At 40.5% G+C, this 23,499-nt stretch carries 22 protein-coding genes; 6 read left to right on the top strand and 16 right to left on the bottom strand.

The genetic code is table 11. The features are described from left to right. Window positions 1-140: 140 nt before the first annotated feature. From CYO90_RS01540 to galU, 4 genes are all read right to left on the bottom strand, one after another. A complete protein-coding gene (locus tag CYO90_RS01540; RefSeq protein WP_103578190.1) occupies window positions 141-1,730 on the bottom strand; it encodes an ABC-F family ATP-binding cassette domain-containing protein in 1,590 nt (529 codons plus the stop codon). 61 nt (window positions 1,731-1,791) lie between these two features. After that, window positions 1,792-2,130 (bottom strand): DUF1287 domain-containing protein, encoded by a 339-nt coding sequence (locus CYO90_RS10420; RefSeq protein WP_258030620.1) that lies wholly within the window; start codon window positions 2,128-2,130, stop codon window positions 1,792-1,794. Window positions 2,131-2,339: 209 nt separating this feature from the next. Then, window positions 2,340-3,560, bottom strand: a complete 1,221-nt coding sequence (locus CYO90_RS01550) for a glucose-6-phosphate isomerase (protein WP_103578191.1) — start codon at window positions 3,558-3,560, stop codon at window positions 2,340-2,342. Then, window positions 3,557-4,378: a UTP--glucose-1-phosphate uridylyltransferase GalU gene (gene galU, locus CYO90_RS01555; RefSeq protein WP_103578192.1), complete on the bottom strand. Its 822-nt coding sequence runs from the start codon at window positions 4,376-4,378 to the stop codon at window positions 3,557-3,559. The genes CYO90_RS01550 and galU overlap by 4 nt, the downstream gene beginning before the upstream one ends. Window positions 4,379-4,504: 126 nt before the next feature. Here galU and CYO90_RS01560 point away from each other — a divergent pair, with 126 nt between their 5' ends. The 6 genes from CYO90_RS01560 to CYO90_RS01585 all read left to right on the top strand — a co-directional run bounded on the left by CYO90_RS01560 (window position 4,505) and on the right by CYO90_RS01585 (window position 10,841). Continuing rightward, complete coding sequence (locus CYO90_RS01560; protein ID WP_103578193.1) at window positions 4,505-5,146, top strand: IMPACT family protein; 642 nt, start codon at window positions 4,505-4,507, stop codon at window positions 5,144-5,146. 41 nt (window positions 5,147-5,187) lie between these two features. Next, window positions 5,188-6,003: a prolipoprotein diacylglyceryl transferase gene (gene lgt / locus CYO90_RS01565; protein WP_103578194.1), complete on the top strand. Its 816-nt coding sequence runs from the start codon at window positions 5,188-5,190 to the stop codon at window positions 6,001-6,003. A 119-nt stretch (window positions 6,004-6,122) separates the two neighbouring features. Next, entirely contained in the window at window positions 6,123-6,821 is a 699-nt protein-coding gene (locus tag CYO90_RS01570; protein WP_035160410.1) for a fumarate reductase cytochrome b subunit, read from the top strand. A gap of 14 nt (window positions 6,822-6,835) precedes the next feature. Beyond that, window positions 6,836-8,854, top strand: coding sequence for a fumarate reductase flavoprotein subunit (locus tag CYO90_RS01575; protein WP_004317497.1), 2,019 nt, complete (start codon window positions 6,836-6,838; stop codon window positions 8,852-8,854). After that, window positions 8,847-9,566, top strand: coding sequence for a fumarate reductase iron-sulfur subunit (locus tag CYO90_RS01580; RefSeq protein ID WP_004317555.1), 720 nt, complete (start codon window positions 8,847-8,849; stop codon window positions 9,564-9,566). Before CYO90_RS01575 ends, CYO90_RS01580 begins: the two co-directional genes overlap by 8 nt. A gap of 375 nt (window positions 9,567-9,941) precedes the next feature. Next, on the top strand, window positions 9,942-10,841 hold the full coding sequence (locus CYO90_RS01585) for a restriction endonuclease (RefSeq protein ID WP_103578195.1): 900 nt from the start codon (window positions 9,942-9,944) through the stop codon (window positions 10,839-10,841). A gap of 50 nt (window positions 10,842-10,891) precedes the next feature. On the opposite strand, the gene CYO90_RS01590 is transcribed toward CYO90_RS01585, so the two are convergent. The 12 genes from CYO90_RS01590 to CYO90_RS01645 form a co-directional block, all read right to left on the bottom strand. Then, on the bottom strand, window positions 10,892-12,724 hold the full coding sequence (locus CYO90_RS01590; protein ID WP_103578196.1) for a dynamin family protein: 1,833 nt from the start codon (window positions 12,722-12,724) through the stop codon (window positions 10,892-10,894). Further along, complete coding sequence (locus tag CYO90_RS01595) at window positions 12,717-14,798, bottom strand: dynamin family protein (RefSeq protein ID WP_103578197.1); 2,082 nt, start codon at window positions 14,796-14,798, stop codon at window positions 12,717-12,719. Before CYO90_RS01595 ends, CYO90_RS01590 begins: the two co-directional genes overlap by 8 nt. 101 nt (window positions 14,799-14,899) lie before the next feature. Then, window positions 14,900-15,904 (bottom strand): tRNA (adenosine(37)-N6)-threonylcarbamoyltransferase complex transferase subunit TsaD, encoded by a 1,005-nt coding sequence (gene tsaD / locus CYO90_RS01600; RefSeq protein WP_103578198.1) that lies wholly within the window; start codon window positions 15,902-15,904, stop codon window positions 14,900-14,902. Then, window positions 15,901-17,199: a M99 family carboxypeptidase catalytic domain-containing protein gene (locus tag CYO90_RS01605; RefSeq protein ID WP_103578199.1), complete on the bottom strand. Its 1,299-nt coding sequence runs from the start codon at window positions 17,197-17,199 to the stop codon at window positions 15,901-15,903. The genes tsaD and CYO90_RS01605 overlap by 4 nt, the downstream gene beginning before the upstream one ends. Further along, complete coding sequence (locus CYO90_RS01610) at window positions 17,199-18,434, bottom strand: uracil-xanthine permease family protein (RefSeq protein ID WP_103578200.1); 1,236 nt, start codon at window positions 18,432-18,434, stop codon at window positions 17,199-17,201. The genes CYO90_RS01605 and CYO90_RS01610 overlap by 1 nt, the downstream gene beginning before the upstream one ends. Then, window positions 18,421-19,530, bottom strand: coding sequence for a 1-deoxy-D-xylulose-5-phosphate reductoisomerase (dxr, locus tag CYO90_RS01615; RefSeq protein ID WP_103578201.1), 1,110 nt, complete (start codon window positions 19,528-19,530; stop codon window positions 18,421-18,423). Before dxr ends, CYO90_RS01610 begins: the two co-directional genes overlap by 14 nt. After that, entirely contained in the window at window positions 19,512-20,243 is a 732-nt protein-coding gene (locus tag CYO90_RS01620) for a phosphatidate cytidylyltransferase (protein ID WP_103578202.1), read from the bottom strand. Before CYO90_RS01620 ends, dxr begins: the two co-directional genes overlap by 19 nt. A gap of 177 nt (window positions 20,244-20,420) precedes the next feature. Continuing rightward, on the bottom strand, window positions 20,421-20,822 hold the full coding sequence (locus CYO90_RS01625; protein WP_009294261.1) for a hypothetical protein: 402 nt from the start codon (window positions 20,820-20,822) through the stop codon (window positions 20,421-20,423). Beyond that, complete coding sequence (locus CYO90_RS01630) at window positions 20,813-21,244, bottom strand: peptide deformylase (protein ID WP_103578203.1); 432 nt, start codon at window positions 21,242-21,244, stop codon at window positions 20,813-20,815. Before CYO90_RS01630 ends, CYO90_RS01625 begins: the two co-directional genes overlap by 10 nt. Before the next feature lie 9 nt (window positions 21,245-21,253). Beyond that, complete coding sequence (locus tag CYO90_RS01635) at window positions 21,254-22,267, bottom strand: alanine racemase (protein WP_103578204.1); 1,014 nt, start codon at window positions 22,265-22,267, stop codon at window positions 21,254-21,256. Next, a complete protein-coding gene (gene cmeU, locus CYO90_RS01640; protein WP_103578205.1) occupies window positions 22,260-22,499 on the bottom strand; it encodes a CmeU family protein in 240 nt (79 codons plus the stop codon). Before cmeU ends, CYO90_RS01635 begins: the two co-directional genes overlap by 8 nt. Window positions 22,500-22,501: 2 nt before the next feature. After that, on the bottom strand, window positions 22,502-23,467 hold the full coding sequence (locus CYO90_RS01645; RefSeq protein ID WP_103578206.1) for a L,D-transpeptidase family protein: 966 nt from the start codon (window positions 23,465-23,467) through the stop codon (window positions 22,502-22,504). Window positions 23,468-23,499: the final 32 nt, after the last annotated feature.

Genomic DNA, 23,499 nt, shown 5'->3' on the forward strand with positions numbered 1-23,499 from the left:
TAATATTACTTCCTGACACATCTATATGATGAAATTTAAAATTTGTAGTTTTACCTAAATTTATAGGCTCATTTTGAGTAGTAAATTTGAAGGGATAAATTTAAGCTGCCCCTAGAAATTTCCTAGAGGCAAAGTAGCATTTAGCCTTCAAGGCCTAAATTTGCTATATACTCTTCGTATGTGCCTTTAAAATCAACGACTTCGCCACTACCTTTTAGGTGTAAAATCCTATTTGCAAAGGCATCTATCAGCTCCCTGTCGTGACTTACGCAGATGACTGAGCCATTAAAGTTATAAAACGCCTCGCCAAGTGCGATGATAGCCTCAAGATCGAGGTGGTTGTTTGGCTCGTCCATGACAAGTAAATTTGGCCTGTGAAGCATGAGCTGAGCTAGCCTTACTCGGTGTTTTTCACCACCGCTTAGCGCCCCAACTGCCTTTTCTTGCTCGGCACCGCTAAAGAGCATCCTGCCAAGGCACTTTCTGATCTCGTCGATATCCTTGTTTTTGGCATCTTGCAAGTACTCATAAAGCTTTAGCTCGCCATCTATCTTATTTACAGTATCTTGCGCAAAATATCCTAGCTCGATGGTCGCGCCTATATGCACCTCGCCCGCGTCAGGCTTTATCTCGCCCATTATGATCTTACAAAGTGTGCTTTTACCAACGCCGTTATGACCGATGATGGCTAGTTTGTCGCCCTTTTCGAGCTTAAAGTTAAAGTTTTCAAATATCACTTTATCATCAAATTTCTTACTAATGTTCTTTAGCTCAATTAGCTCATTGCCTATCTCGCGGTTTGCACGAAATAGAATGCTAGGATCACGCCTGCTTGAGACTGCGATCTCTGCGATATCTAATTTTTCAAGCTGCTTTGCACGTGAGGTCGCCTGCTTTGCCTTGCTCGCATTTGCTGAAAATCTCGCGATAAATTTCTCCAGCTCCTCTTTCTCTTTTAGCTTCTTATCACGCTCCATCTCATGCTGCTTTGCGATCAAATTTGCAGCCATATACCAGTCGTCGTAGTTGCCTGAAAACTCGCGAATTTTCTTAAAATCCACATCCAAAATGTTTGTGCAAACTCTATTTAAAAAGTGCCTGTCGTGGCTGATAACGACAAGTGTGCCCTCGTGGCGGTTTAGCTCGTTTTCTAGCCATGCGATCGCGTCTATGTCAAGGTTGTTTGTTGGCTCGTCTAAGAACAAGATGTCTGGCTTTGGAAAGAGCACTTGAGCCAGCAAAACCTTAACTTTATCTGAGTTTTCAACCTCGCTCATAAGCTTATCAAATTCATTTAGTCCTAGCGAGCTTAGGATTTTTTCTATCCTAGTCTCGTACTCGTAGCTTGGGTCTTCTTCAGCACTTATCATCTCAAGCTCGCTTAAGCGCTCATTTATCTCATCAGTAAATTCCTCGCTCATATAGAGCTTCTCTTTCTCTTTGACAGCGTCATATAGGCGCTTGTTACCATAAAGCACCGCATCTTTTAGCGTGAAATTTTCAAACGCAAACTGATCTTGCCCAAGCACGCCAACTTTTAGTCCATTTTCTATGATGATCTCGCCGTTAGTTGGCTCGATGGCTCCGCTTAAAATTTTTAAAAATGTCGATTTACCAGCGCCATTTGCACCGATTAGTCCGTATCTATTGTGGCGATTTAGCTTTAAATTTACATCCTCAAATAGCAAGCTGCTTGCAAATCTTTGAGTAAGTCCCCTAACTTCTAACATTATTTTTCCTTGAATTTGTTTTTTGCGATTTTGCCTTAAATTTGATTAAAAAGCCATTTTGCTACTTTAGCCTAAAATGCCCCGTGATCTTGTAGCTATAAAGTATTTTTTCTTCCTGCACGCCAGAGCCGATATTGTGGACGACAAGCGGCGTTTGTCCTTCAAATTTATCTGAGATCACGCCGATGTGAGGTAGATTTCTTGGTAGCATCCATGTGACGATATCGCCTGGCAGAAATTTATCATCACTCACCTCAAAACCTTTTCTTTTTAGAAAGGTAGCGATGTTTAAAACACGCCTGTGATCGATGTTTTTATCAGCCTTTTTAAGGCCCCATTTTTTAGGATAAACTGAAAAATTTTTACTCATATCTTCAAAAATGAGCCTTTGCAGATCCATATCCTGATGACGTAGCGCCCTTACCAAGGCGCCAGTACAAACGCTTTTTTGATATCCATGTCGCCCATAGGATAGGCGAGCTTTTCATAGCTTGGATCGTAACTTAGCGTCACGCCAATCTACGACCTAGCGTCATTTACAAATTTACTCGCCGAAAAGGCAAAAATTTGCGTGGCAAAAAGAGCTAAAAGTAGAAATTTCTTCATTTTCTACTTTAAAAGCATGGTTTTTAAGATACGTTTTCCTATCTCAACGCCTGGCTGATCGTAGGTGTTGATGCCTAGCATGATACCAGTTGCCGAGGTTAGTAGCTCGTAGTAAAAAATGAGCCAGCCAGCATGAAACTCATCAAGCCTCTCAAGCGTGATCGTATCGACACTTATGCCCTCTTGCACCAGCGCCATAGCCGTCGCGTCGCACTGCAAATTTATAAGCTCATTTAGGCTTAGACCCGCCACAAAATCGCACTCTTCAAGCCCTTTTAGGCTAAAGCTTTGGATAGTCTTGTCGCTTGCGTGATCTTTTATCTTTATAAATGTCACACTCTTATCTTTTACGCCGTCCATGATAAGCTGCAAAAAGCTGTGCTGATCGCGGCTGCCGACAAGTCCAACTGGCGTAAGTCCGACCCTTTTATAGCCTCTTTTTTTACCAAGGCTCTCCGCCCAAAGCTGCACATACCAGTCGTTAAATTCAAAAAATCTATCGCAATAGCTAAAAATGACATTTATGCTGGCACTTCTGCTAGTGGCGTAGTGGTAGGCTTTAGCGACTATTGAGCTATCTTTTTGCTCGATGTATTGCTTTTTACAAGCAAGCGCACCCTCCAAAAGTGCCTTTATATCGTAGCCGCAGATACCAAGAGGCACAAGACCGATCGCACTTAGCACGCTAAATCTCCCGCCAACATTTTTTGGGATATTAAAAAATTTAATGCCATTTTCTTTAGCGAAATTTTCTAAATTTGTGCCTGGATCAGTTATGATGAGGAAATTTTTGCCTAAATTTTGAGGTTTAAAGTCATCAAGCAAACACTTAAAAATAGTGATTGTCTCGATCGTGTTGCCTGATTTTGAGCTTATTACAAAAAGCGTTTCGTCAAAATTTAGCCCATCAAGCGTGCTTTTGTAGCTGCAAGGATCAACGTTATCTAAAAACAAAAGCTCTCTTTTTATCCCCTTTGTGCCTTCAAGCATCGATTTTAGCGCCTTTACGCCAAGACTGCTACCGCCAATGCCAACAAGTACTACATTTTTGATATGAGCTAGCCCTTTTTCATACTCCTCGATCTCGCCAAGCAAATTTTGCCCGAGCACTGGCAGGTGGTAGTAGCCTATCTCGCCGCTTTCGTATTCGTCGTTTATGCGTTTGGCGTAGGAGTCGATGACCTCGCTGCTTGCAAAGTTAAATTTAAATGAAGTCTCTATCATTTACTGCGCTCGTAAAAGAAATTTGTAGCCTCGACAAAGCCGTCGATACTGCCACAGTCAAATCTCTTGCCCTTAAATTTATAAGCTAGCACCATGCCATCTTTTGCCTGCGTTTTTAGTGCGTCTGTGATCTGAATTTCGCCGTTTTTACCTGGCTTTGTTCGCTCTAAAATATTAAAAATATCTGGCGTTAGGATGTAGCGCCCGATTATCGCTAAATTTGTCGGAGCCTCGGCAGGATCAGGCTTTTCAACCATATCATCGACCATTATGAGATCATCTTCTATAAACCTACCGCTTACGACGCCATAAGACTTGGCCTGCTCTTTTGGCACCTCCATCACAGCAACTACGCTGCAGCGGTATTTTTCATAAAATTTAACCATTTGCGAAAGTACGCCCTCACCATTTTCATTTATACATAGATCATCTGCCAAAATGACCCCAAAAGCCTCATCTCGAACTAGCGTTTTACCTGTATAAATAGCATGTCCAAGCCCTTTCATAGCATTTTGCCTAGTAAATGAAAATGTGCATGAACTCATCAAATTTCTAACTTCGCTTAGCAGTGACTCTTTTGAGCTACCAGCGATCTCTTTTTCCAGCTCGTAGCTTATATCAAAATAGTCCTCAAGCGCCCTTTTTCCGCGTCCTGTGACAAAGGCCATATTATCCATGCCAGCCTCAAGCGCCTCATCAACGCCGTAGTGAATGAGCGGTTTTGTAAGGATCGGCAACATCTCTTTTGGGAGCGATTTTGTAGCTGGTAAAAACCTTGTTCCGTATCCAGCCGCTGGAAATAGGCAAGTTTGTATCATTTTAGTCCTTCATGAAAAATTGCAAAATTCTACTATCTTTTCCTTAATAATATAAATTTGTCTGAATTTACAAGGCTTTAATTAGCAAATTGATAAGATTTTTAAAATTTTTAAAAAAGAGCAAATTTGCAGACGATTGATAGGATTTTCAAAGCCCAGCTTGATATAAAAAAGTCAAATTTTTTGGCATTTTTGTGCCCGATAAGCGAATTTAAAAGTTTGCATGAACGCCTAAAAGAAGAGCATTTTAAGGCCGTTCATGTAGTTTGGGCGACAAGAGAGCTAAACAAATACGGACAAATCGTTGAAAATCAAAGTGATGACGGCGAGCCAAAGGGCACTAGCGGTCAGCCAAGCCTAAATGTGCTAAGGGGTGCTGAGCTTATAAATGTTGGTGTCTTGATAGTTCGCTACTTTGGTGGGATAAAGCTTGGCACCGGAGGGCTTGTAAGAGCCTACTCAGGGGCTGTAAATGAGGTGATAAATGAGGCCATAAAAGATGGTGGCGTGATGAAATTTGAGATAAAAGATGAGATCAAATTTTTTACGCCATTTTCACTGATGAGCCGCTTTGAGCACTATTTTGCCACTAAAAATTTAAGCGAGTTTGAAAGAGAATTTAATGACTCTGGAGCGATCTGGAGCGTAAATTTAAATAAGGCTGAGTTTGCCGAGCTATTTAAATTTTGCAAAGAATTTGAAGCAAGTGAGTTTAAATTTTTAGCCCTTGCACTTAGTGGCAAGAGTTTATTCGCTCATCAAAGCTAAATCATTGTAAAATCGCAAAAATTTTTAAAAAGAAAGTAAAAATGGAAATTTGGAACGACATTTATAACCACTTTAACCCAGTCGCCTTTAGCGTTTTTGGCTTTAGCGTGCACTGGTATGGGCTTATGTATATTTTAGCCCTTGTTTTGGCGCTTGTCATGGCAAAGTATCTCGTTAAAAAAGATAAAATCCCAATCTCAAATCAGCTTTTAGATAACTACTTTTTTTGGGTTGAAATAAGCGTTATTTTAGGCGCTAGGCTTGGCTGGGTTTTAGTCTATTCAGGCGAAGTAAGCTACTACTTGACGCAACCTTGGCAAATTTTTAATCCATTTCATAACGGCGAGTTTATAGGAATTCGTGGCATGAGCTACCACGGAGCAGTAGTTGGCTTTTTGCTTGCGACATATCTATTTTGCAAAAGGTATAAACAAAATTTATGGCAGCTACTTGATCTTTGTGCCGTTTGCATACCTTTTGGCTATACATTTGGCAGGATCGGAAATTTCTTAAATCAAGAGCTTTTTGGCAGGGTTACAAACGTGCCTTGGGCGATAAATGTCTTTGGTCAGCCAAGACATCCAAGCCAGCTTTATGAGGCATTCTTAGAAGGTTTAGTTATTTTTGTCATTTTATTTTTATATAGAAAATATAAGAAATTTAATGGCGAGCTCATAGCACTTTACGCCATTTTATACACATTTGCAAGATTTATTTGTGAATTTTACAGAGAGCCTGATTCTGGACTTGGATTTATTATCTTTGGTCTATCAATGGGGCAAATTTTATCACTTATTATGTGCGGGTTCGGAATTTTTGTCTATATTAAACTCTATAAGAGATTTACGAAAATTTAATGTCAATATTTAAAATTTATTAAAGTAAAGTTCTGATAACATTAGCTTTATCAATTAATGCTAATATTTAAATTAGTATTAAGAAATGATAACTTATTTCAAATTTCTTAGGAGGGCTCATGACCGGGCTTATAGAAGGTTTTTTGGGGAAACGGTCGGACGGCAAAAAAAGCCGCACTCCAGCCGCTTGGGATAGATGGCAAAGTATTACAGGATTTATTCTAGCCTGTTTCATATTGTGCCATATGGTTTTTACTTCTACTATACTACTTGGCAAAGACGCATTTAACGCTGTCGTAGGATTTGCAGAGGCTAAATTTTTATTTGGCGAGGCTACTTGGTGGATCACAAATGTTATAGCTGCTGTTATTTTTGTAGTTTTTGTAACTCACGCCTTCTTGGCAATGAGAAAATTTCCTGCAAATTACAGACAATATCTAATGTTTAGAGGCCACAAAGACCGCATGAAGCACCTTGATACCACACTTTGGTGGTTCCAGTTTTTAACAGGCTTTGCTCTATTTTTTGCAGCAAGCGCCCACCTTATAGATATTATCTTTGGTGGACACATCACTGCTGACAAATCAGCTGCTGCTTTTCACAAACTAGAAATTTTCTACTTCGCACTACTTGTTTTCATGGTCGTTCACGCTAGCGTTGGCATGTACCGCTTATATGTCAAATGGGTAAGCATTGATGGCGTAAATAAACACGAAATGTTTGCTAAAAGAAATAAGGCAAAGACAGTTGTATTTGTCATTTATGGCATACTTGCTGTGATCGCTTTGATCGCTGATTTCGTGTGGATCAGCCATTAAAAAGGAGCTAGAAGATGAATGTAAAATATTATGACGCATTGGTAATTGGTGGCGGTCTAGCTGGTCTTAGAGCTGCTGTGGCTGCTGGAGAAAAGGGCTTAAGCACCGTAGTTTTGAGCCTCATCCCTGTAAAACGCTCTCACTCTGCTGCTGCACAAGGCGGCATGCAAGCAAGCCTTGGTAACTCTAAAATGAGTGAAGGCGATAACGAAGATGTACACTTTGCTGACACAGTAAAAGGTAGCGACTGGGGTTGCGATCAACAAGTTGCACGTATGTTTTGTCAAACTGCTCCAAAAGCGATTCGTGAGCTTGCAGCTTGGGGTGTGCCTTGGACCAGGATCACAAAAGGCGAAAGAAGCGCTATCATCAACGCTCAAAAGACAACTATTGTTGAAAAAGAAGAGGTTCATGGTCTTATCCACTCACGTGACTTTGGTGGTACAAAAAAGTGGAGAACTTGCTACACAGCTGACGCAACTGGTCACACCATGCTTTTTGCTGTTGCAAACGAAGCGCTTAAGCACAATGTAGAAATTCACGACCGCAAAGAGGCGATCGCTTTGATACACCAAAATAACCGCTGTTACGGCGCGATCGTTCGTGACCTAGTTAATGGCGAGATCACAGCTTATGTTTCAAAAGGCACACTTATAGCAACTGGCGGTTATGGTAGAGTTTATAAACACACTACAAACGCTGTTGTTTGCGAAGGTATCGGCGCTGCGATCGCACTTGAGACTGGTGTAGCTCAGCTTGGTAATATGGAAGCTGTTCAGTTTCACCCAACTCCGATCGTCCCATCTGGCATTCTTTTAACAGAAGGTTGCCGCGGTGATGGCGGAATTTTACGTGACGTTGATGGATACCGCTTTATGCCTGATTATGAACCAGAGAAAAAAGAGCTAGCTAGCCGTGACGTCGTTAGCCGCCGTATCATGGAACACATCCGTGCAGGCAAAGGCGTACCTAGCCCTTATGGCTATCACGTTTGGCTTGACATCTCTATCCTCGGACGCGAGCACATCGAGAAAAATTTACGTGACGTTCAAGAAATTTGCGAAATTTTTAACGGCATCGATCCTGCTGACACTGAAGTATATACTGACGAGACAGGACATCAGCGTGGCAAAGGCTGGGCGCCGATCCTACCTATGCAGCACTACTCAATGGGCGGCATCAAGACAAAACCAACTGGCGAGAGCCCAACTTTAGCTGGTCTATTTAGCGCTGGCGAGGCTGCTTGCTGGGATATGCACGGCTTTAACCGCCTTGGTGGTAACTCAGTTTCTGAGACAGTCGTTGCAGGTATGATCGTTGGTGATTATTTTGCAGATTATTGCGCTAGCCACGAGATCGAGATAAACACAGCTGATATAGAGAAATTTGTTAAAAAACAAGAAGACTATCTAAATAGCCTTGTCACAAAAGAGGGTAAATTTAACGTCTTTGATATCAAAAACAAGATGAAAGAGGTAATGTGGGAGCACGTTGCGATATTTAGAACAGGCAAAGGCCTAGAGCTTGCTGTTAAAGAGCTTGAAGCACTCTACAAAGAGTCACTTGATGTAAAAGTAAGCAACAAAGCACTATTTGGCAACCCAGAGCTTGAAGAGGCTTACCGCGTGCCAAAGATGCTAAAACTAGCACTTTGTATCGCAAAAGGTGCGCTTGATAGAACAGAGAGCCGTGGCGCTCACTGCCGTGAAGACTATCCAAAGAGAGATGACCTTAACTGGCTAAACAGAACGCTTACAAGCTGGAAAGAAGGCGACACTATGCCAACTATTACTTATGAGCCACTTGATATCATGAAGATGGAGATGCCGCCAGCATTTAGAGGTTATGGTGCAAAAGGAAATATCATCGAACATCCAAACAGCGCTATCCGCCAAAAAGAGGTCGATGAAATTCGCGAGAAAATGCAAGCAGAAGGCAAGAGCAGACAAGAAATTCAAGAGGCTTTGATGCACTATGACCTTCAACCAAAATATAAAGCACCAAATGAAAGAGCAGGTATAGGAAATGAGTAGAAAAATAACCATAAAAGCTTTTAAATACAATCCTTTAAGCAAAGTTTCAAAGCCTCATTTTGCGACTTATGAGCTTGAAGAGACTGATGGTATGACGCTATTTATCGCGTTAAATCAAATTCGTGAGAAATTTGATCCAGATCTTAGCTTTGACTTTGTTTGTCGTGCGGGAATTTGCGGAAGTTGTGGCATGCTAGTAAATGGCAAACCAAGCCTAGCTTGCAGAACTCTAACAAAAGACTTTGAAAGCGGTGTAATTGAGCTTATGCCTTTGCCAGTCTTTAAACTACTAAAAGATCTAAGCGTAGATACTGGCAACTGGATGAACGCTATGAGCAAGCGTGTCGAGAGCTGGATACACACAGATCACGAGACAGATATCTCTAAGCTTGAAGAGAAAGTTGAGCCAGAAGTCGCTCAAGAAGTTTTCGAGCTTGATCGCTGTATAGAGTGCGGAATTTGCGTCGCATCTTGCGGAACAGCTATCATGAGACCTGATTTCATCGGCGCTGTTGGTCTAAACAGGGTTGCTAGATTTAAGATAGACGCGCTTGATAAGAGAACTGACGAGGACTTTTACGAGTTAATCGGCGATGATGATGGTGTATTTGGTTGTATGACTTTGCTTGGATGCGAAGACAACTGCCCAAAACACCTACCACTTCAAAGCCGCATAGCTTATATGCGTAGAAAAATGGCTGCTATAAAGTAGCAAAGGGGCTGTAAAAAGCCCCAAATTTATTTAAATACTCTGCAAACAGAGACCAAGATACAGATACAAATATCTAACGCTGCAAATAAGAAAAATATAAATATTAAAAGCGGAAACGACAAGACTAAGCCCATTATATAGCCAAGTGGCAAGGTAATAAAAAATAAAAGATCAACTCCAGTACTAAAGTAAAAAAATATCGCAAACAACGAAGCAATCACGTTCATAAATAAATTGATATTATCAGAGAAAAACTCTGTTAGGCTTACATATTTCATGTGGTGATTATATCCATAAAAATGTAAAAACAAGAAATTTTTTGGTAAAAAATTTATATAATTTGGCATCAAACAACTTCATTTTTTAGGACATAAAATGATACCAAGCTATAAAGAGATGATGCTACCCATTTTAGAATTTGTTGCACAAAATAACAATACAAACAGAAGTGAAATTTACAAATTTATAATAAACCAGTTTAAGCTAAACGATGAAGATCTTTTGCAAAGGATAAAAAGAGGGACACCTACTTATATAAACCGTGCCGACTGGGCTCTAACGTATCTGGCAACCACTGCGCAGGTAAAGGCAAAGCCAAAGATGAAGCCTCTTGAGAAGGTTGGGAAAAGTCTGTTTTCTATAACAAATTTTGGTAAAGAGCTGATAAGCAGCAAAAATGCAAAAGAGAAATTTATATCTTGGTATGATGAAATTTATAAGCAAGAGATCAAACAAGAAAAGAAAGAAGCAGTAGAAAATACACCAGACGACAGCCTAAAAGATGCATACGAAAGGATAAAAGAAGAGCTAAAAAGTGAAATTTTATCTAGCATTTTAGAAAAAGAGCCGAGATTTTTCGAGCATCTAGTAACAGAGCTTTTAGAGAGGATGGACTATGGAACTGGAAGTCTTACAAACAAAGGACCAGATGGCGGGATAGATGGCATAATAGACGAAGATGAGCTAGGACTTTCTAAAATTTACATCCAAGCAAAGAGATATAAGGATGGTAGCAATATAGGCAGGCAAGAGATACAGCAGTTCATTGGCGCCATCTCAAATAAAAATACCAAAAAAGGCGTCTTTATTACAACGGCAAAATTTACAAAAGAGGCCCAAACGTTTGCCAAAGATAGCCAAAACTTTAGCGTAGTCTTGATAGATGGCGACAGACTGGCTGAGCTAATGATAAAGTATAAAGTAGGCGTTCAAATAGGCCAGATATATGAAATTTGCAAGATCGACACCGACTTTTTTGAGGAAAATAATTTTTAAAAATGTTAGCGAACTTAAAAATTTAAAAGCGCTATTTCAAAGTTTTAAACCTACTTTAATATCACCGAACTCTCTTGCAGTTTTTCTAGCTTTAAAATTTGCTCTTTTGGTTTTGCTTTTAGGTGCTCAAGCATCGCTATTTTTTGGGCGTAAATTTCATCAAATTCGGTCTTTATATCAAGCAAAGTTTTATTTAAAAAAGAGTTATTTGAGCACATAAGATCGTCAAATTCATAAAGGCTAAAGGCATTTAGCATGCGCTCATAAACCTCTTTTGCGCTTGGGATGTAGAGTGGCGTGCCCATTTGCAGGTGCGAATTTAGCGAGTTTTCGATCTTTTGCTTTAGAAAATAAACCGCAAGTTTAAGCGCATTTTCGTAGTTTGAAGCAACCTTTACGTCAAGCTTTTCAAAAAAGAGAGATATCTTTTGCGTCGCCTTAAATTTGGTATTTTCATACTCTCTTAAGAAATTCTCATAGGTCCTGCCGGCGTAGGTGTTTATCGATTTTGTCTCGTAGTTTGAGGCAAACTCATCAAATGGATTAAAGCTCTCATAGCGAGATTTATAAACGAAAAGCTCATCTTCTAAGCTTTTATAAAGCCCATCAAAAGCCGATATGATCTCATTTTCAAGCTCTTTTAGATCTCTTTTATAGCGTTTAAAAAATTTAGAAAAAACGACGTCTTCGTAGATGAGCTTTGAAAAGACCTCGTCCGTATCAAGGCTTATCATTTCAAAATTTTCACGCTTATAAATTTCTTTGTTTAAAAGCGTCTTTGCTGGGTTAAATTTTGTCCTAGAAAATGGCTTAAGCAGCTTAAAAACTTCGTCGCTTGCAAGCTTGATAGCCTCGCTCATATCGCTGTATCGCAGGGCGATTTTAGGCTTAAACTCCTCTTTTATCGCTTCTAGTTTTTCTTCAAGCGTGGCATTAAATTTATCCAAAATTTCATCAGCTGCGCTATAAACTTTTAGGCGGTTTTTTTGCTCGCTAATCAAAAAATTTACTATCTTTTTCGCCCTTGCTTTTATGAAATTTTCTTTAAAGCTCGCATTTAAAAATGCCTCTTTTACCGCACTTAGTGCTTTAGCGAAATTTGAGCTTTCTAGCTCGCTCTTGTTTTCATTTGCGATGCCATGGAGTGCTTGCTTTGACGAGATGGCGATGATATCTTCAAAAAGCTCGCCATAAGTTTGCCTAGCGTGCTTTAGCAAGCTTTCAAGCTCGTCAAGACTTAGCTTGTCCTTTTGGTTGATGAAGCAAAGAGCCTTTAGATCGTTTGTCCTTAAAATTTCTTCTACGCTTTCAAGCTCACTAGCCTTTGCTGCGTTATTTGCAAGGCTTAGCCAGATCGCGCCGCAGACCTTTTTTAGCGTGTTTTTGGTCTCTTTCGTATCGGCATCTCGTAGTGAGTTTAGCCCTGGCGTGTCGATGAAATTTACCTCTTTTAAAATTTCACTTGGCGCATAAAGTGTCATGCTCTTTATCTGCTCGCTCATGGCGTTTAGCTCTGTAAGCTCGCTGCTAGCTAGCAAGCTCTCGCTGCCATTTGTAAATTTCACGCTAAGAAGTGGCATCTTTGCAAATTTTAGCCGCACAGCCTTTGCCGTGACAGGTGTTAGACCTGATGGCAAGATGTTTTGTCCAAGTAGAGCGTTTAAAAATGTTGATTTGCCACTTGAAAACTGCCCTATAACAGCGATGAGAGGCGGCTCATTTAGCGTATCAACTAGTAAATTTAGGCTCTCTTTTATCTCATCGCTTGCGTGCAGGCTTGGATCATTTAGCTCATTTACTAGCCTTGCTAGCTCGCCTTTAAAGTCGCTTGTAAAAACCTTAAAATATCTCGCCTTATAGGCATTGATGAACTCATTAAACATTTTCTAGCTCCCCTAAAAGCGAGTAAATTTCATCTTGCAAGGCATTTTGCTCTTTTAGTTTTAAAAGTGAGTTTTGATTTTGCGAGCTAAGCTTTTCTAGCTCACGATCTAGCTCTTTTAGCCTCTTATCAAGTGTGGCTTTTTGAGCGCTTTCATAGGTTTTTATGAGGTTTAAAAGGCGATTTTTTTCGTGGTCAGTTAAAATTTCACAAAATTGAGAGATATTTTTATCTTTTAGCAAGCCCTCTTTTAAGCCTAAAAGTGCTTCACTTGCGTCACTTGAAATTTTCGCTCTAAATGCAGCTAAAAGCTCCTTAAATTCAAGCTTTACGCCCATTTGCTCTAAAAAGTCATTTATGTTAAAAACCTCGTCTTTACTCATCACATAATCATCAAAATTTAAAGCGATATTTTGCTCACATGATCTTGTTTGCACCAAAGTTTCGTTTCTAGCCTCCCTCATAAGTGCCATCACACCGTCTCGAAGTGTCGTTTTTGCGATTTGCTCTAGGCGCTCAAAATTTAAGCTTTGCTTTTTGCTTTTGCAGTAGGCTATCTCGCTTTTTACCTTGTCGTTTAGGTTTTGTAAAAGCGTCTCAAGCCCCATTTTATAGATATTTTTGGTGTTGCTGCTTTCAAGCTTTGCAAGCTCGTTTTTGGTTAGGCTTTCAAGTTTAGAGAAATTTTCACTAAGTGCGTTTTTGACACTTGCCTGCTCATTTTGAAGCTTTTTAAGCTCCACTTCATAAGCTTTGAGCGACAAAATTTCAGCCTTAGTGGCTTCAAGCTTGCTATTTAGGATATTTTTTAGCTCCTTTTGATACGAGCTTAAGATAAGGGCTGATTTTTTAGAGTTTTTGCCAAAAAGCACCTCGTAAAGATAGTCCTTAAACTCCTCTACACCGCTATTTGCGGCGCCTTCTAAAAAGCTTTTTGCACTAAGCGCAAAATAATCAATCTCAACGCCATTTATCTGCTCGCCGATCGCTTTTTTAGTGTAGTTTAGCGTCTCGTTTAGCTCTTTAGCGCTTAGCTCATCAGCGTGAGTTAGCACCACAGCAAGCCTTACGATGTGCGAGTTTTCAAGGCATTTTTTTAAAAAGAGCGCGTCTTTTTGCGTGGCACTTTGCGAGGCGTTCATGAGGTGGGTTAAAAGGTCGCACTCTCTCATAAAATTTGTAGTGATCTGCTCCCTTAAAACCACCGCATCATCGATGCCTGGCGTGTCTATGATGCAGACGTTGTCTTTTAAAAGCTCTAAGTCGTCATAAAGCTCGACGCTTTTTACGAGATTTGCTGTTTTTGAGCTTGAAGAGGTGTAGCTTTTTATCTCGTCTATGCCGATATCTACGCTTTTGCTTGGTAAATTTTCGCTTGGTACGCCAAGTGCTAAAAGCTCATCAATGCTATAAAAATTTACCCTTGCAAAGCTATCTTTGGAGTATTTTAAAATGGTTAAATTTATCGTTTCTGGCACGTTTGAAGCGCCAAGGACGGATTTGTTTAAAAGGGCGTTTAGAAGGGTTGATTTGCCAGAGTTTATGACGCCACTTGCAGCTATGTTAAAAAGCGTTTCGTTTGATCTTTTTTTGGCTGCCGCAAGTGCCTCTAAAAATGTTTTATCGCTATCAAGTAAGCTTGCTTTTTCGTTTATCTCATTTAAAAAGTCTAGGTTTTTATGGAAGTGATCTTTTGGCTTGGTATGAGAAATTTTAGTCTCATTAGCGCTTTTGTTTTTGCTTATGATCTTTTCTAAAAAGCCGAATTTCTCATCATCTATGATCTTTTCATCACGCAATATTTCTAGGTATTTTACTATCTCATCACTTGAAATTTTAGCCTCATTTAGTGCTTTAAGAGTCGCAAGCTGCGCACTTTGTATGCTAAATATATCTAGCTCAACCTTAAGCCTTTTTAGCACCGCTCTAAACTCATCAAGCGCCATAAACTGATCTAAATTTCTCTCGTCACAAACCAAAAGAAGAGCTAGCAGATCTGGGTAAAATGGCACGCTAGCAGCAGCATTTGTATAAATTTTATTTGCACGCCAAGCCTGTTTTAAAAACTCATCCATAAAGACTCTTTTTGTTGATATTTTAGGATTTTATTAAATTTTTACTTATGAAGTTATCAAAAATTTAAGCACAAAAACTTTATGTTTTTTCTAATGAAATTTTAAATTTCAAATTTCTTAAAGCTAACCCTTGGATGTATCGCTAGTTCGCTGTGGCTTATAAATTCTCTTTTTAGATATTTTTCACGACCAGCCCTTGCTATCATCAGCGCATTATCAGAGCAAAACGCAAGTGGAGCTAGCAAAAGCTCGCACTCGTTTTTTTGACAAAGCACTTCAAGCCTTTTACGTAAATTTAAATTTGCACTTGCTCCACCAACCACGCCAAAACGCTTGAAATTTCTTAGCTTAAAAACCTTTTCAAGCTTATTTAAAACGTGCTCGCAGGCTGTGTTTTCAAAGGCGTAACAAATATCTGCGATATCTTTTCGTGTGATAGTTTCAAGCTTTGAAATTTCAACTCTGACTTGGTTTTTAAGCCCTGAAAAGCTGTATTCAAGACGTTTATCGTGAAGAAGTGGGACGGTAAATTTAAACCTATCTTTATCCTCACACAAAAGTGCATTTTGCTGCACCACAGCGCCTCCTGGATAGCCAAGATCAAGCATCTTTGCCACTTTATCAAAGCTCTCGCCAAAGCTATCATCGCTAGTGCTTGCAAGCTCTGTGATTTCGCCATTTTCGTCAATCTCAAGTATCATCGTATGTCCGCCACTTACTAGCAAAACGCCAAGTGGGAAGGTGGCTTCATGGTCTAAAAATAGCGAGTAGATGTGGCCAACTAGGTGATTTACGGCAATTAGCGGGATGTTTAAGGCGATACTTAGCGATTTTGCCATGCTGACGCCGCCTATCAGGCTCACGCTTAGCCCCGGCTCGTTTGTCACAGCGATGGCGTTTATATCTTTTAAATTTGGCAAGATATCATTTAAAAGTGCTGGCAGCGCCTTTGTATGAAGCCTTGCCGCAAGCTCTGGGACCACGCCACCAAATATAGCGTGCTCCTCTTCTTGCGAGATCTTTTTATAATAAATTTGCTCCAGCGTGCCTTCATCTATGAGCGCGACAGAGCTGTCATCGCAGCTGCTTTCTATGCCAAGTATCATCTAAACTCCGCTAGTATCATGCCAGCAAATTTCTCTTTGCCATTTTCGCTTTTGTAAAACTCAACTCGGTAAATTTTGCCATCTTTATCTATGCTATAGCTTTTGTTTAGGCTGTTTTTATCGATCTCTTGCTCGCTCTCATCAACACTTTTAGTGCCGTATCCTATGACATTTACGCGCACGTTTTTGAGAGCTTTTACTTTAAAGCTCTTTTTAACGCTAAATTTATCGCCACTTTTTAGCACAAGCTCGTTGCCATCGCTCAAGAGAGAAATTTTATCAAGTGGCTTTGCAAACTCGAAGTATTGCGGTTTTAGCCTTGTGACAGAGCGGTTGCCATACTGCACTTTGTAAGTATCTTTATCTTTTATAACGGCGATTAGTGGATTTGGTGAGTGGTAGCTTAGCTCGCCCTTTTTAAATGGCACGAAGCTTATCACTGGTTTTAAATTTTTAAGGCTAAGAGCGTAGCTGTCAAACAGCTCAAGTCTGATCTCTTTTTCGATCGCCTTTTTCACGCTTTTGACATCAAGCTCAAAGGGCCTAGTAAAGCTAATGCCAGCCTTTTTCATATACTCTTCGATCGCTACTAGGTGATAATATGTCCTTTGCTCGGCGTTTAAATTTTTGCTAGCTTCGTTTGCAAAGGCAGACTTGTTTTGCGTGATAGCGTAGTAGGTGAGGCTTTTTAGCATCTCTTTGTCGCCCATCGCCGTGTGCGTGTTTTTGACGTGATATTGATGTTTTGGATCTATGAGATGCTTATTTAGCACGTCTTTTACGCTTGATGCGATGCTTTCAAGCTCTGGGTACTTTGAGCCTGGCAGCGTGCTTTGGTCGATTATGCAAGTGTTGCCCCATTTGTCTGGATTTTCGTCCTTGCTTATAAATTTATCTCTATAATATCCGCTACCATCGTGTAAATTTAAGATGAGAGTGACGTTTTTGTCGGTGATGACGTCTTTTATCTTCATCACTGAGTTGTAGTCTGGATCGTCCTTTTCGACGTGAGCGAATTTTCTATTCATATCGCCCTTTGTGCCGCGACTTCGCTCGATGATGCTTGGGAAATTTAAATTTGGCACGACCCAAAGCGAGCCTTTTGTGATGTTGTAGTCAGTCGCCACGATAGAAGCCGCCAAAAAGCCGCCTGGCTCGTCGCCTTGTATGCCACCGATTAAGAGCATAGTATTGCTACTTGGCTCACCTTTTTTGATAAGTGCATAGTCCAGTGCGCTTGCATTTGCAAGGCTTACAGCCGCAAGAGCTGCTAGAAAAAGTCTAAATTTACGCATTAATATCCTTCGTAATGCTTTGTCTTTGGCAAAAGCAAATTTAAAACTATACCAGTAACCGCGCCAAGTCCGATACCTGAAAATTTAACCGCACCAAGGTCAAGCACCATGCCGCCGATGGCAAAGATGAAGATGAGGGCTACGATTATCATATTTCTAGGATCAGCAAGATCGACTCTGTTTTTTATAAGTGTCTCCATGCCAACGCTTGCGATGATGCCAAAAAGTAGCAGCATGATACCGCCGATGACTGGAGCTGGGATGGTTGAGAGCACCGCGCCAAGCTTGCCAACGAAGGCTAGCACGATAGCAGTGATCGCCGCAAAGGTCATGATCGCTGGATTATACGCTTTTGTAAGGCTAACTGCGCCTGTGACCTCTGAGTAGGTGGTGTTTGGCGGACCACCAAAAAAAGCTGCTAGCGAAGTGGCTAGACCGTCGCCTAAAAGGGTGTTTTTAAGACCTGGATTTTTCAAAAAATCCTCTTTTGTGACATTTGAGATAGCGAGCATATCGCCGATGTGCTCGATCGCTGGGGCGATGGCGATAGGTATCATATAGATGATCGATTCAAGTTCAAATTTTGGTGCGCTAAAGCTTGGCACTCTAAACCAAGGGGCGCTTGCGATGGCGCTAAAATCAACCATGCCAAAGCAGTAAGCCACGATGTAGCCAGCGATGATGCCAAGCAGGATCGGTATGAGCCTAAACATCCCCCGTCCTAGCATCATAACAACGATAGTAGCGATAAGCGAGGTCGCTGCAACTATCATCGCTACGTTTTGAGTGTAGATCTCAGTAGCTGAAGTAGCCATCTTAACGGCATTTGGAGCTAGTATCAGACCTATGGTCATGATGACAGGACCAACTACAACTGGAGGCAAAATTTTATGCAAAATTTTCTCGCCGCCAAAGCGAACCACAAGACTTAGCGCAACGTAGAAAAATCCAGCAAATATAACGCCACCCATAGTCACTGGTATGCCCCATTTTTCGATGCCGTACTGAAGCGGAGCGATGAAGGCAAACGAGCTTGCTAGAAAGATAGGTGGGACGTTTTTTCTAGTTATTAGCTGAAAAAGTAGCGTGCCAAGACCAGCCGTAAAGAGCGCGACGTTTGCATCAAGCCCCGTAAGGATAGGCACGAGCACGAGCGCGCCAAAGGCGACAAATAAAAACTGCACACCGATGAGACTTTGCCTAAGATCAAATTTATACCCCTCATACCTTTGCATTTAGCATCCTTTTTGCGTATTCTCTAACCTCTTTATCAACTTCATAAATTTCATCTACGCTTGAAATTTTAAGACTCTTAAATTTCTTAGCTGAACCTAAAATAAGCCTTGAGATATCTAAAAATGAGCACTTTTTCTCTAAAAAGCTAAATACTCCAACCTCGTTTGCAGCGTTTATAACGACACCTAGATCAGGACTAGCTAAGACTTCATCTTTTAGTGAAAAGACTGGGTATTTTTTAAGGCTGATCCTCTGAAATTTGATATTTTTTAGATCGAGCAAATTTGCGTGAGAGACGATATTTTCGCTCACTTTTTCAAGCATAGCGTGCGCGATAGCTAGCTTCATATCAGGACGCGAGAGATGCATCGTACTTGAGCCGTCTACGAACTCGACTACGGCGTGGATGGCTGAGGTTGGCTCTATCACGGCCTCGATATCTTTGATGCCGTAAAGCCAGTAGGCCTCCATTACCTCAAAAAGCTTGTTTGTCATCGTCGCGCTATCAATCGTTATCTTTGCGCCCATATCCCAGTTTGGATGTTTTAGAGCGTCGCTTGGCGTAGCATCTTTTAGAAATTTGATCGGTTTTTTATAAAATGCCCCGCCGCTTGCAGTGATGATGAGCTTGCTTGGAGTTGTTTTATTTTCTAGTAGAAATTTAAGCCCAAAATGCTCGCTATCAATGGGCAAAATTTCTCTTGTTTTTAAAAATTTACCGCCAACCACAAGGCTCTCTTTGTTTGCAAGTGCCAGCCTTTTACCAAGCGCTTGTGTCTTTAGACTAGGAGCAAGTCCAGCAAAGCCAACAAGGGCGTTTATCACCTTTTTTGAGCTTGAAATTTCAAGCATTTCTAGCAGTCCAGCCTCTCCAAAAAAGATCTTTTTATGCTCAATGTTTTTTACATTTTTAGCTAGTTTTTCATCGCCCACGCAGACAAATTTTGGCTTAAATTTTAAAATTTGCTCGTTTAAAAGATCAACATTTTTAGCGCAGCTTAGCGCCTCAACCTCTACATTAAATTTCTTGCAGAGCGCTAGAGTATTTTTGCCGATCGAACCAGTTGAGCCAAGTATTACCACGATAGCGACCAAAGTAGCGCAACAACGCCAAATAAATAGCCATCTATCCTATCAAGCATGCCACCGTGACCTGGGAAAAGCGTGCCGCTGTCTTTGACACCGCAAAGTCTTTTTAGATAGCTCTCAAAGAGATCTCCCCAGACCGCAAAGACGCAGACTAAAAAGCTTGAAAATAAAATTTGAAAAAATCCATCTGTTACGAAATTTCCAACGACGCAGCCAACTATGGTGCCTACTACCACGCCACCTGCTGCGCCTTCGATGGTTTTGTTTGGTGAGCTTGGGCTAAATGGGTGTTTGCCAAAGGCTTTGCCAACGAAAAATGCGCCACTATCGCTTGCAACGACGCTTAAGATAAGCCACGCAAGATAGCCCATGCCATACTCTGAGTAGAGCATCCACATCATAAATATAGGAGTTGTCGGATAGACAAAAGGGGCAACTAGCTTTAAATTTTCGCTTTTTATGTGCGCAAGGATAGATGCTATCAGCATGATCGCAAGGATCGCTATGAAGATTGGATTTGTAAAATATGTAAGCACGTAAAATGCGAGTGCTGCATAAACTAGCTGTTTGTGATCGATGCCATAAAGCTTGAGCGACTCGTTAAAGGCAAAGTAAAGCACAGCACCAAGCAAAATAAAATTTAAAATATAATTATCTATAAAAAAAACTACCAAAATAGCAACAAACATCAAAACGCCAGTGATAATGCGTGAAGACATACACTCTCCTTAAAATCGTTATTTTGCCGTAATTATAACACTTAAAATTTAGACGGCGTTTATAAGAGTGAAATTTGGTTTAAAATGTGTTTGAAAATTTGATACGAGCGCAGATTATAAGATTTTTAACGCTTGCTATTATAATTATACATTATTAGAAATATTTGAAATTATATATCACTGCAATATCTTACAGTCACGATCTTCTATAGTGTATTCAAATATTAGTTCGCCGTTTTCTGAGTAGAAAATTTCATCCAAGCTAACGCCGATGCTTAGCATATTTAAAATTTCTTTATCCTTGCAGGCGGTTCTTAAATTCTCTTTTTTTATAGCCTCGATAAATTCCAAAAGTTCTTTTTCTTCAAGCCTTTTGATCTCTTGCTTTCTTGCGTGTTTGACGGCGTATCTGTAGATGAGCGTATCGCCCACGTTTAAGATATCGTTAAGCGTTAGTGTAGGCGTGCAGATAAATGGGAGCTTTTTTTTGTAGTATGTTGCGTGATTTTTCGCTGCCATATCTGGCGTCAGAGCCAGAGCTAGCGAGCAAAAAAATAGTGCAAAAATGGCTACTCGCAACTACTTTTATCCAGCTTCAAATCAAAAAGATGTCTGCCCTCAAAGCCGTAGCTACCACTTAGCGTGATGCCGCGATTTAGCGCAGCTCTTGCCATGCCTGAGTTGCAAAGTGCCTCTTTTCCATTTTGATAAAACTCATCCTTTAAAGCCGAAATTTGAGCCTTGTTGTAGCCTTTTAGCTTCTTTGTCTTGGTCTCGTTTAAGACAAACTCGCCATGAATGTTTAGCCCATCGCTGCTTACATCTTTTAGCGTGATCATCTCATCTACCCTGCTTGGTAAATTTGGCTTTGCAGTTTGGACGACAAAGGCTGGGATCTGCTTTGTATCAAGCTGGTTTAGTATCTGCTCATAGACTTTAAACTCACTCTCTTGCACACCAAAAGCAAGGCTTGCAAGAGCTAATAAAACAAACTTTTTCACATATTACCTTTATATAAATTTTCTAGTGATATTTGGCGAGAGTTTGACCAAGATGTCGTAGTTTATCGTGCCAAAAAAGTTAGCCCAGACATTTGCGTCCTCAAAGACACAGACCCACTCGCCACTATCTTTGCAGCTAAAACTATCCATCGAAATTTTGCCAAGTACCATCTCGCCATTTGCAAGTCTTAGCTCGCCATCTCCATTGTATCTTAGCAGTCCGTCGCCATATCCAAGGTCGTAAGTAGCGACGTTTATATCATCTTTTGCTATAAATTTAGCCCCATATCCCACGCTTTGACCACTTTTTAAAACCCGCCTGCTAACGCGCTTTGCCCAAAGTGAAAGCACTGGCTTTAAATTTAAAGAGCCATTAAACTGAGCATATCCATACTGAGCGATGCCAACACGCACCATCTCGTCGTCTAGCTTTTGCGTTCGCTCAAGGGCGGCTGAGTTGTGCGAGTGAAAAATCGGCTTTTTAAAGCCAAACTCATCGCAAAGAGCTAAAATTTTCGCTTTTGCAGCGTTAAAGTTTTCTCTTTGCACGAAATAATCAGCATTTAGCTCATCGCTTGCGCGAAAGTGAGTATAAGCGCCAAGAAGCTCTAAATTTCTTCTAGCTAAAATTTCAAATGCATAATCAAGCTCGCTTATATCAAGCCCATTTCTATGCATGCCAGTGTCGATGGCGAGGTTGATTTTTGTATTTTCTTTTATCTTTAAAAGTGCGTCTATGTCGTTTATGGCGTAGGTAAATTTAGCGCTCTCATCGCCTGTTGGGATGTGCGAAAGGATCAAGATATTTTCAAAGATATCAGCGATCTCATTTGCTTCAAATTCGCTCTTTACAGCGCAGTTTTTTATGCCAAATTTCTTAGCCTCGCTAGCTATGAGCCTTGCGCCGTGCCCATAAGCGTTATCTTTTAGCACGACGATCACTTTTTCTTTTCCGCCAGCTTTGTCACAAATTTTAGTTAGATTGTGGATATAAGCTGCTTTGTTTAAGCGTATCTCAGACATTGAAATTCACATCATAAGCTTTATAAACGTCAGGCAAGAGCTTTCTTACGTTGTAGTCAAATGCGTAAAATTTAGCGTAAATTTCTTTTAGATCAGCCTCTTTGACCTTGCTAAAGTCAAAGGCGTCAGTGCCATTTTTCTTTGGTACTTGGCGGTCTAGCTCAGCAAAAAATGCAGACCTCGCCTCTAAAATTTTCTCTATCTTCTCTTTTACTTCTTGAGATTTTTCCACTTCTACTCCTCTATAAAAATTTTCATCTCATCGCCATAAAGCTTGACGTAAAGGGTCTTTTGACCTGCAAATTTATGCGTATCAGCAGCATAATCCTCATAAAAACTCACGCGAAAGAGCTTGTCGTTTTTAAGGTTTGGATAAGGCGTGATGAGAAAATTTGAAAAAGCGATATGTTTTTTCTCTTTTTTAGAAAAGATCGCTCGTTTCATATTTTTAAAATTTTCTAAGCTCATGCCGTCATATCGCTCAAAATCTTTATCATAAAATTTCAAATAGCTATTAATGTCGCTCTCACTCCAAGTCTTTTTCCAGTTAAGAATTCCAGAGATGATCACCGCTATGTCGTTCACGCTTGCTTCTGGGCGCTTGTCCTCGTAGATAAAAGCGAGCGTTTTTTTGTGGTCTATAACTTCGTCAAATTTCATCAAAATGTCATTTTGCATAGCTACGCAGCCTTTTGTCTTTAGCTCATCCGTCCTTTGACCATCGAGCGGATAGCCATGTATCCAGATGCCGCTGCCATTACGTTTTGCGAGTTTATCAAGTAAATTTGGATATGAGAGAGAAAAAGCAAGAGGCCCTAAATATCTGTCGTTTGGTGTAAATCTACGTGTGAGCTGATAGACGCCAACTGGCGTTTTTAGGTCGCCTTCAAGCAGTTTGTCGCCATTTTTGCCAACGATGACGCTTGAGCTAAAGAGTTTTTTTGTAACTCCGTCTTTATAAGAGATGACCTCAAGCTCTTTGTCAGTCTTATCAACCACGCTTAGAAGTATCTCGTTGTCGTAATATCCGTATCTAACGTCCTTGTCTTTAAGCTTTTTTAGCCAGTAGTCCTTACTTAAAATGTTCTTTTCAATGGCTTCTATGACGGCAGATGGGCCATTTTTTAAGTAAATTTCTTCGTAATTTTGGGCAAAAAGACAAGGCGCTAACGCGATGAAGAAAAATAGTATCTTTTTCAAGTGAAGTGTCCCAAAAAGTAAAATTTAGTGCG

Source organism: Campylobacter concisus (assembly GCF_002913745.1).
GTDB classification, from domain to species: domain Bacteria; phylum Campylobacterota; class Campylobacteria; order Campylobacterales; family Campylobacteraceae; genus Campylobacter_A; species Campylobacter_A concisus_R.

Coding starts and splice junctions, on each gene's coding strand:
- CYO90_RS01540 (WP_103578190.1), bottom strand. CDS start 1,730: ATGTTAGAAGTTAGGGGACTTACTCAAAGATTTGCAAGCAGCTTGCTA.
- CYO90_RS10420 (WP_258030620.1), bottom strand. CDS start 2,130: ATGGATCTGCAAAGGCTCATTTTTGAAGATATGAGTAAAAATTTTTCA.
- CYO90_RS01550 (WP_103578191.1), bottom strand. CDS start 3,560: ATGATAGAGACTTCATTTAAATTTAACTTTGCAAGCAGCGAGGTCATC.
- galU (WP_103578192.1), bottom strand. CDS start 4,378: ATGATACAAACTTGCCTATTTCCAGCGGCTGGATACGGAACAAGGTTT.
- lgt (WP_103578194.1), top strand. CDS start 5,188: ATGGAAATTTGGAACGACATTTATAACCACTTTAACCCAGTCGCCTTT.
- CYO90_RS01570 (WP_035160410.1), top strand. CDS start 6,123: ATGACCGGGCTTATAGAAGGTTTTTTGGGGAAACGGTCGGACGGCAAA.
- CYO90_RS01575 (WP_004317497.1), top strand. CDS start 6,836: ATGAATGTAAAATATTATGACGCATTGGTAATTGGTGGCGGTCTAGCT.
- CYO90_RS01580 (WP_004317555.1), top strand. CDS start 8,847: ATGAGTAGAAAAATAACCATAAAAGCTTTTAAATACAATCCTTTAAGC.
- CYO90_RS01585 (WP_103578195.1), top strand. CDS start 9,942: ATGATACCAAGCTATAAAGAGATGATGCTACCCATTTTAGAATTTGTT.
- CYO90_RS01590 (WP_103578196.1), bottom strand. CDS start 12,724: ATGTTTAATGAGTTCATCAATGCCTATAAGGCGAGATATTTTAAGGTT.
- CYO90_RS01595 (WP_103578197.1), bottom strand. CDS start 14,798: ATGGATGAGTTTTTAAAACAGGCTTGGCGTGCAAATAAAATTTATACA.
- tsaD (WP_103578198.1), bottom strand. CDS start 15,904: ATGATACTTGGCATAGAAAGCAGCTGCGATGACAGCTCTGTCGCGCTC.
- CYO90_RS01605 (WP_103578199.1), bottom strand. CDS start 17,199: ATGCGTAAATTTAGACTTTTTCTAGCAGCTCTTGCGGCTGTAAGCCTT.
- CYO90_RS01610 (WP_103578200.1), bottom strand. CDS start 18,434: ATGCAAAGGTATGAGGGGTATAAATTTGATCTTAGGCAAAGTCTCATC.
- CYO90_RS01620 (WP_103578202.1), bottom strand. CDS start 20,243: ATGTCTTCACGCATTATCACTGGCGTTTTGATGTTTGTTGCTATTTTG.
- CYO90_RS01635 (WP_103578204.1), bottom strand. CDS start 22,267: ATGTCTGAGATACGCTTAAACAAAGCAGCTTATATCCACAATCTAACT.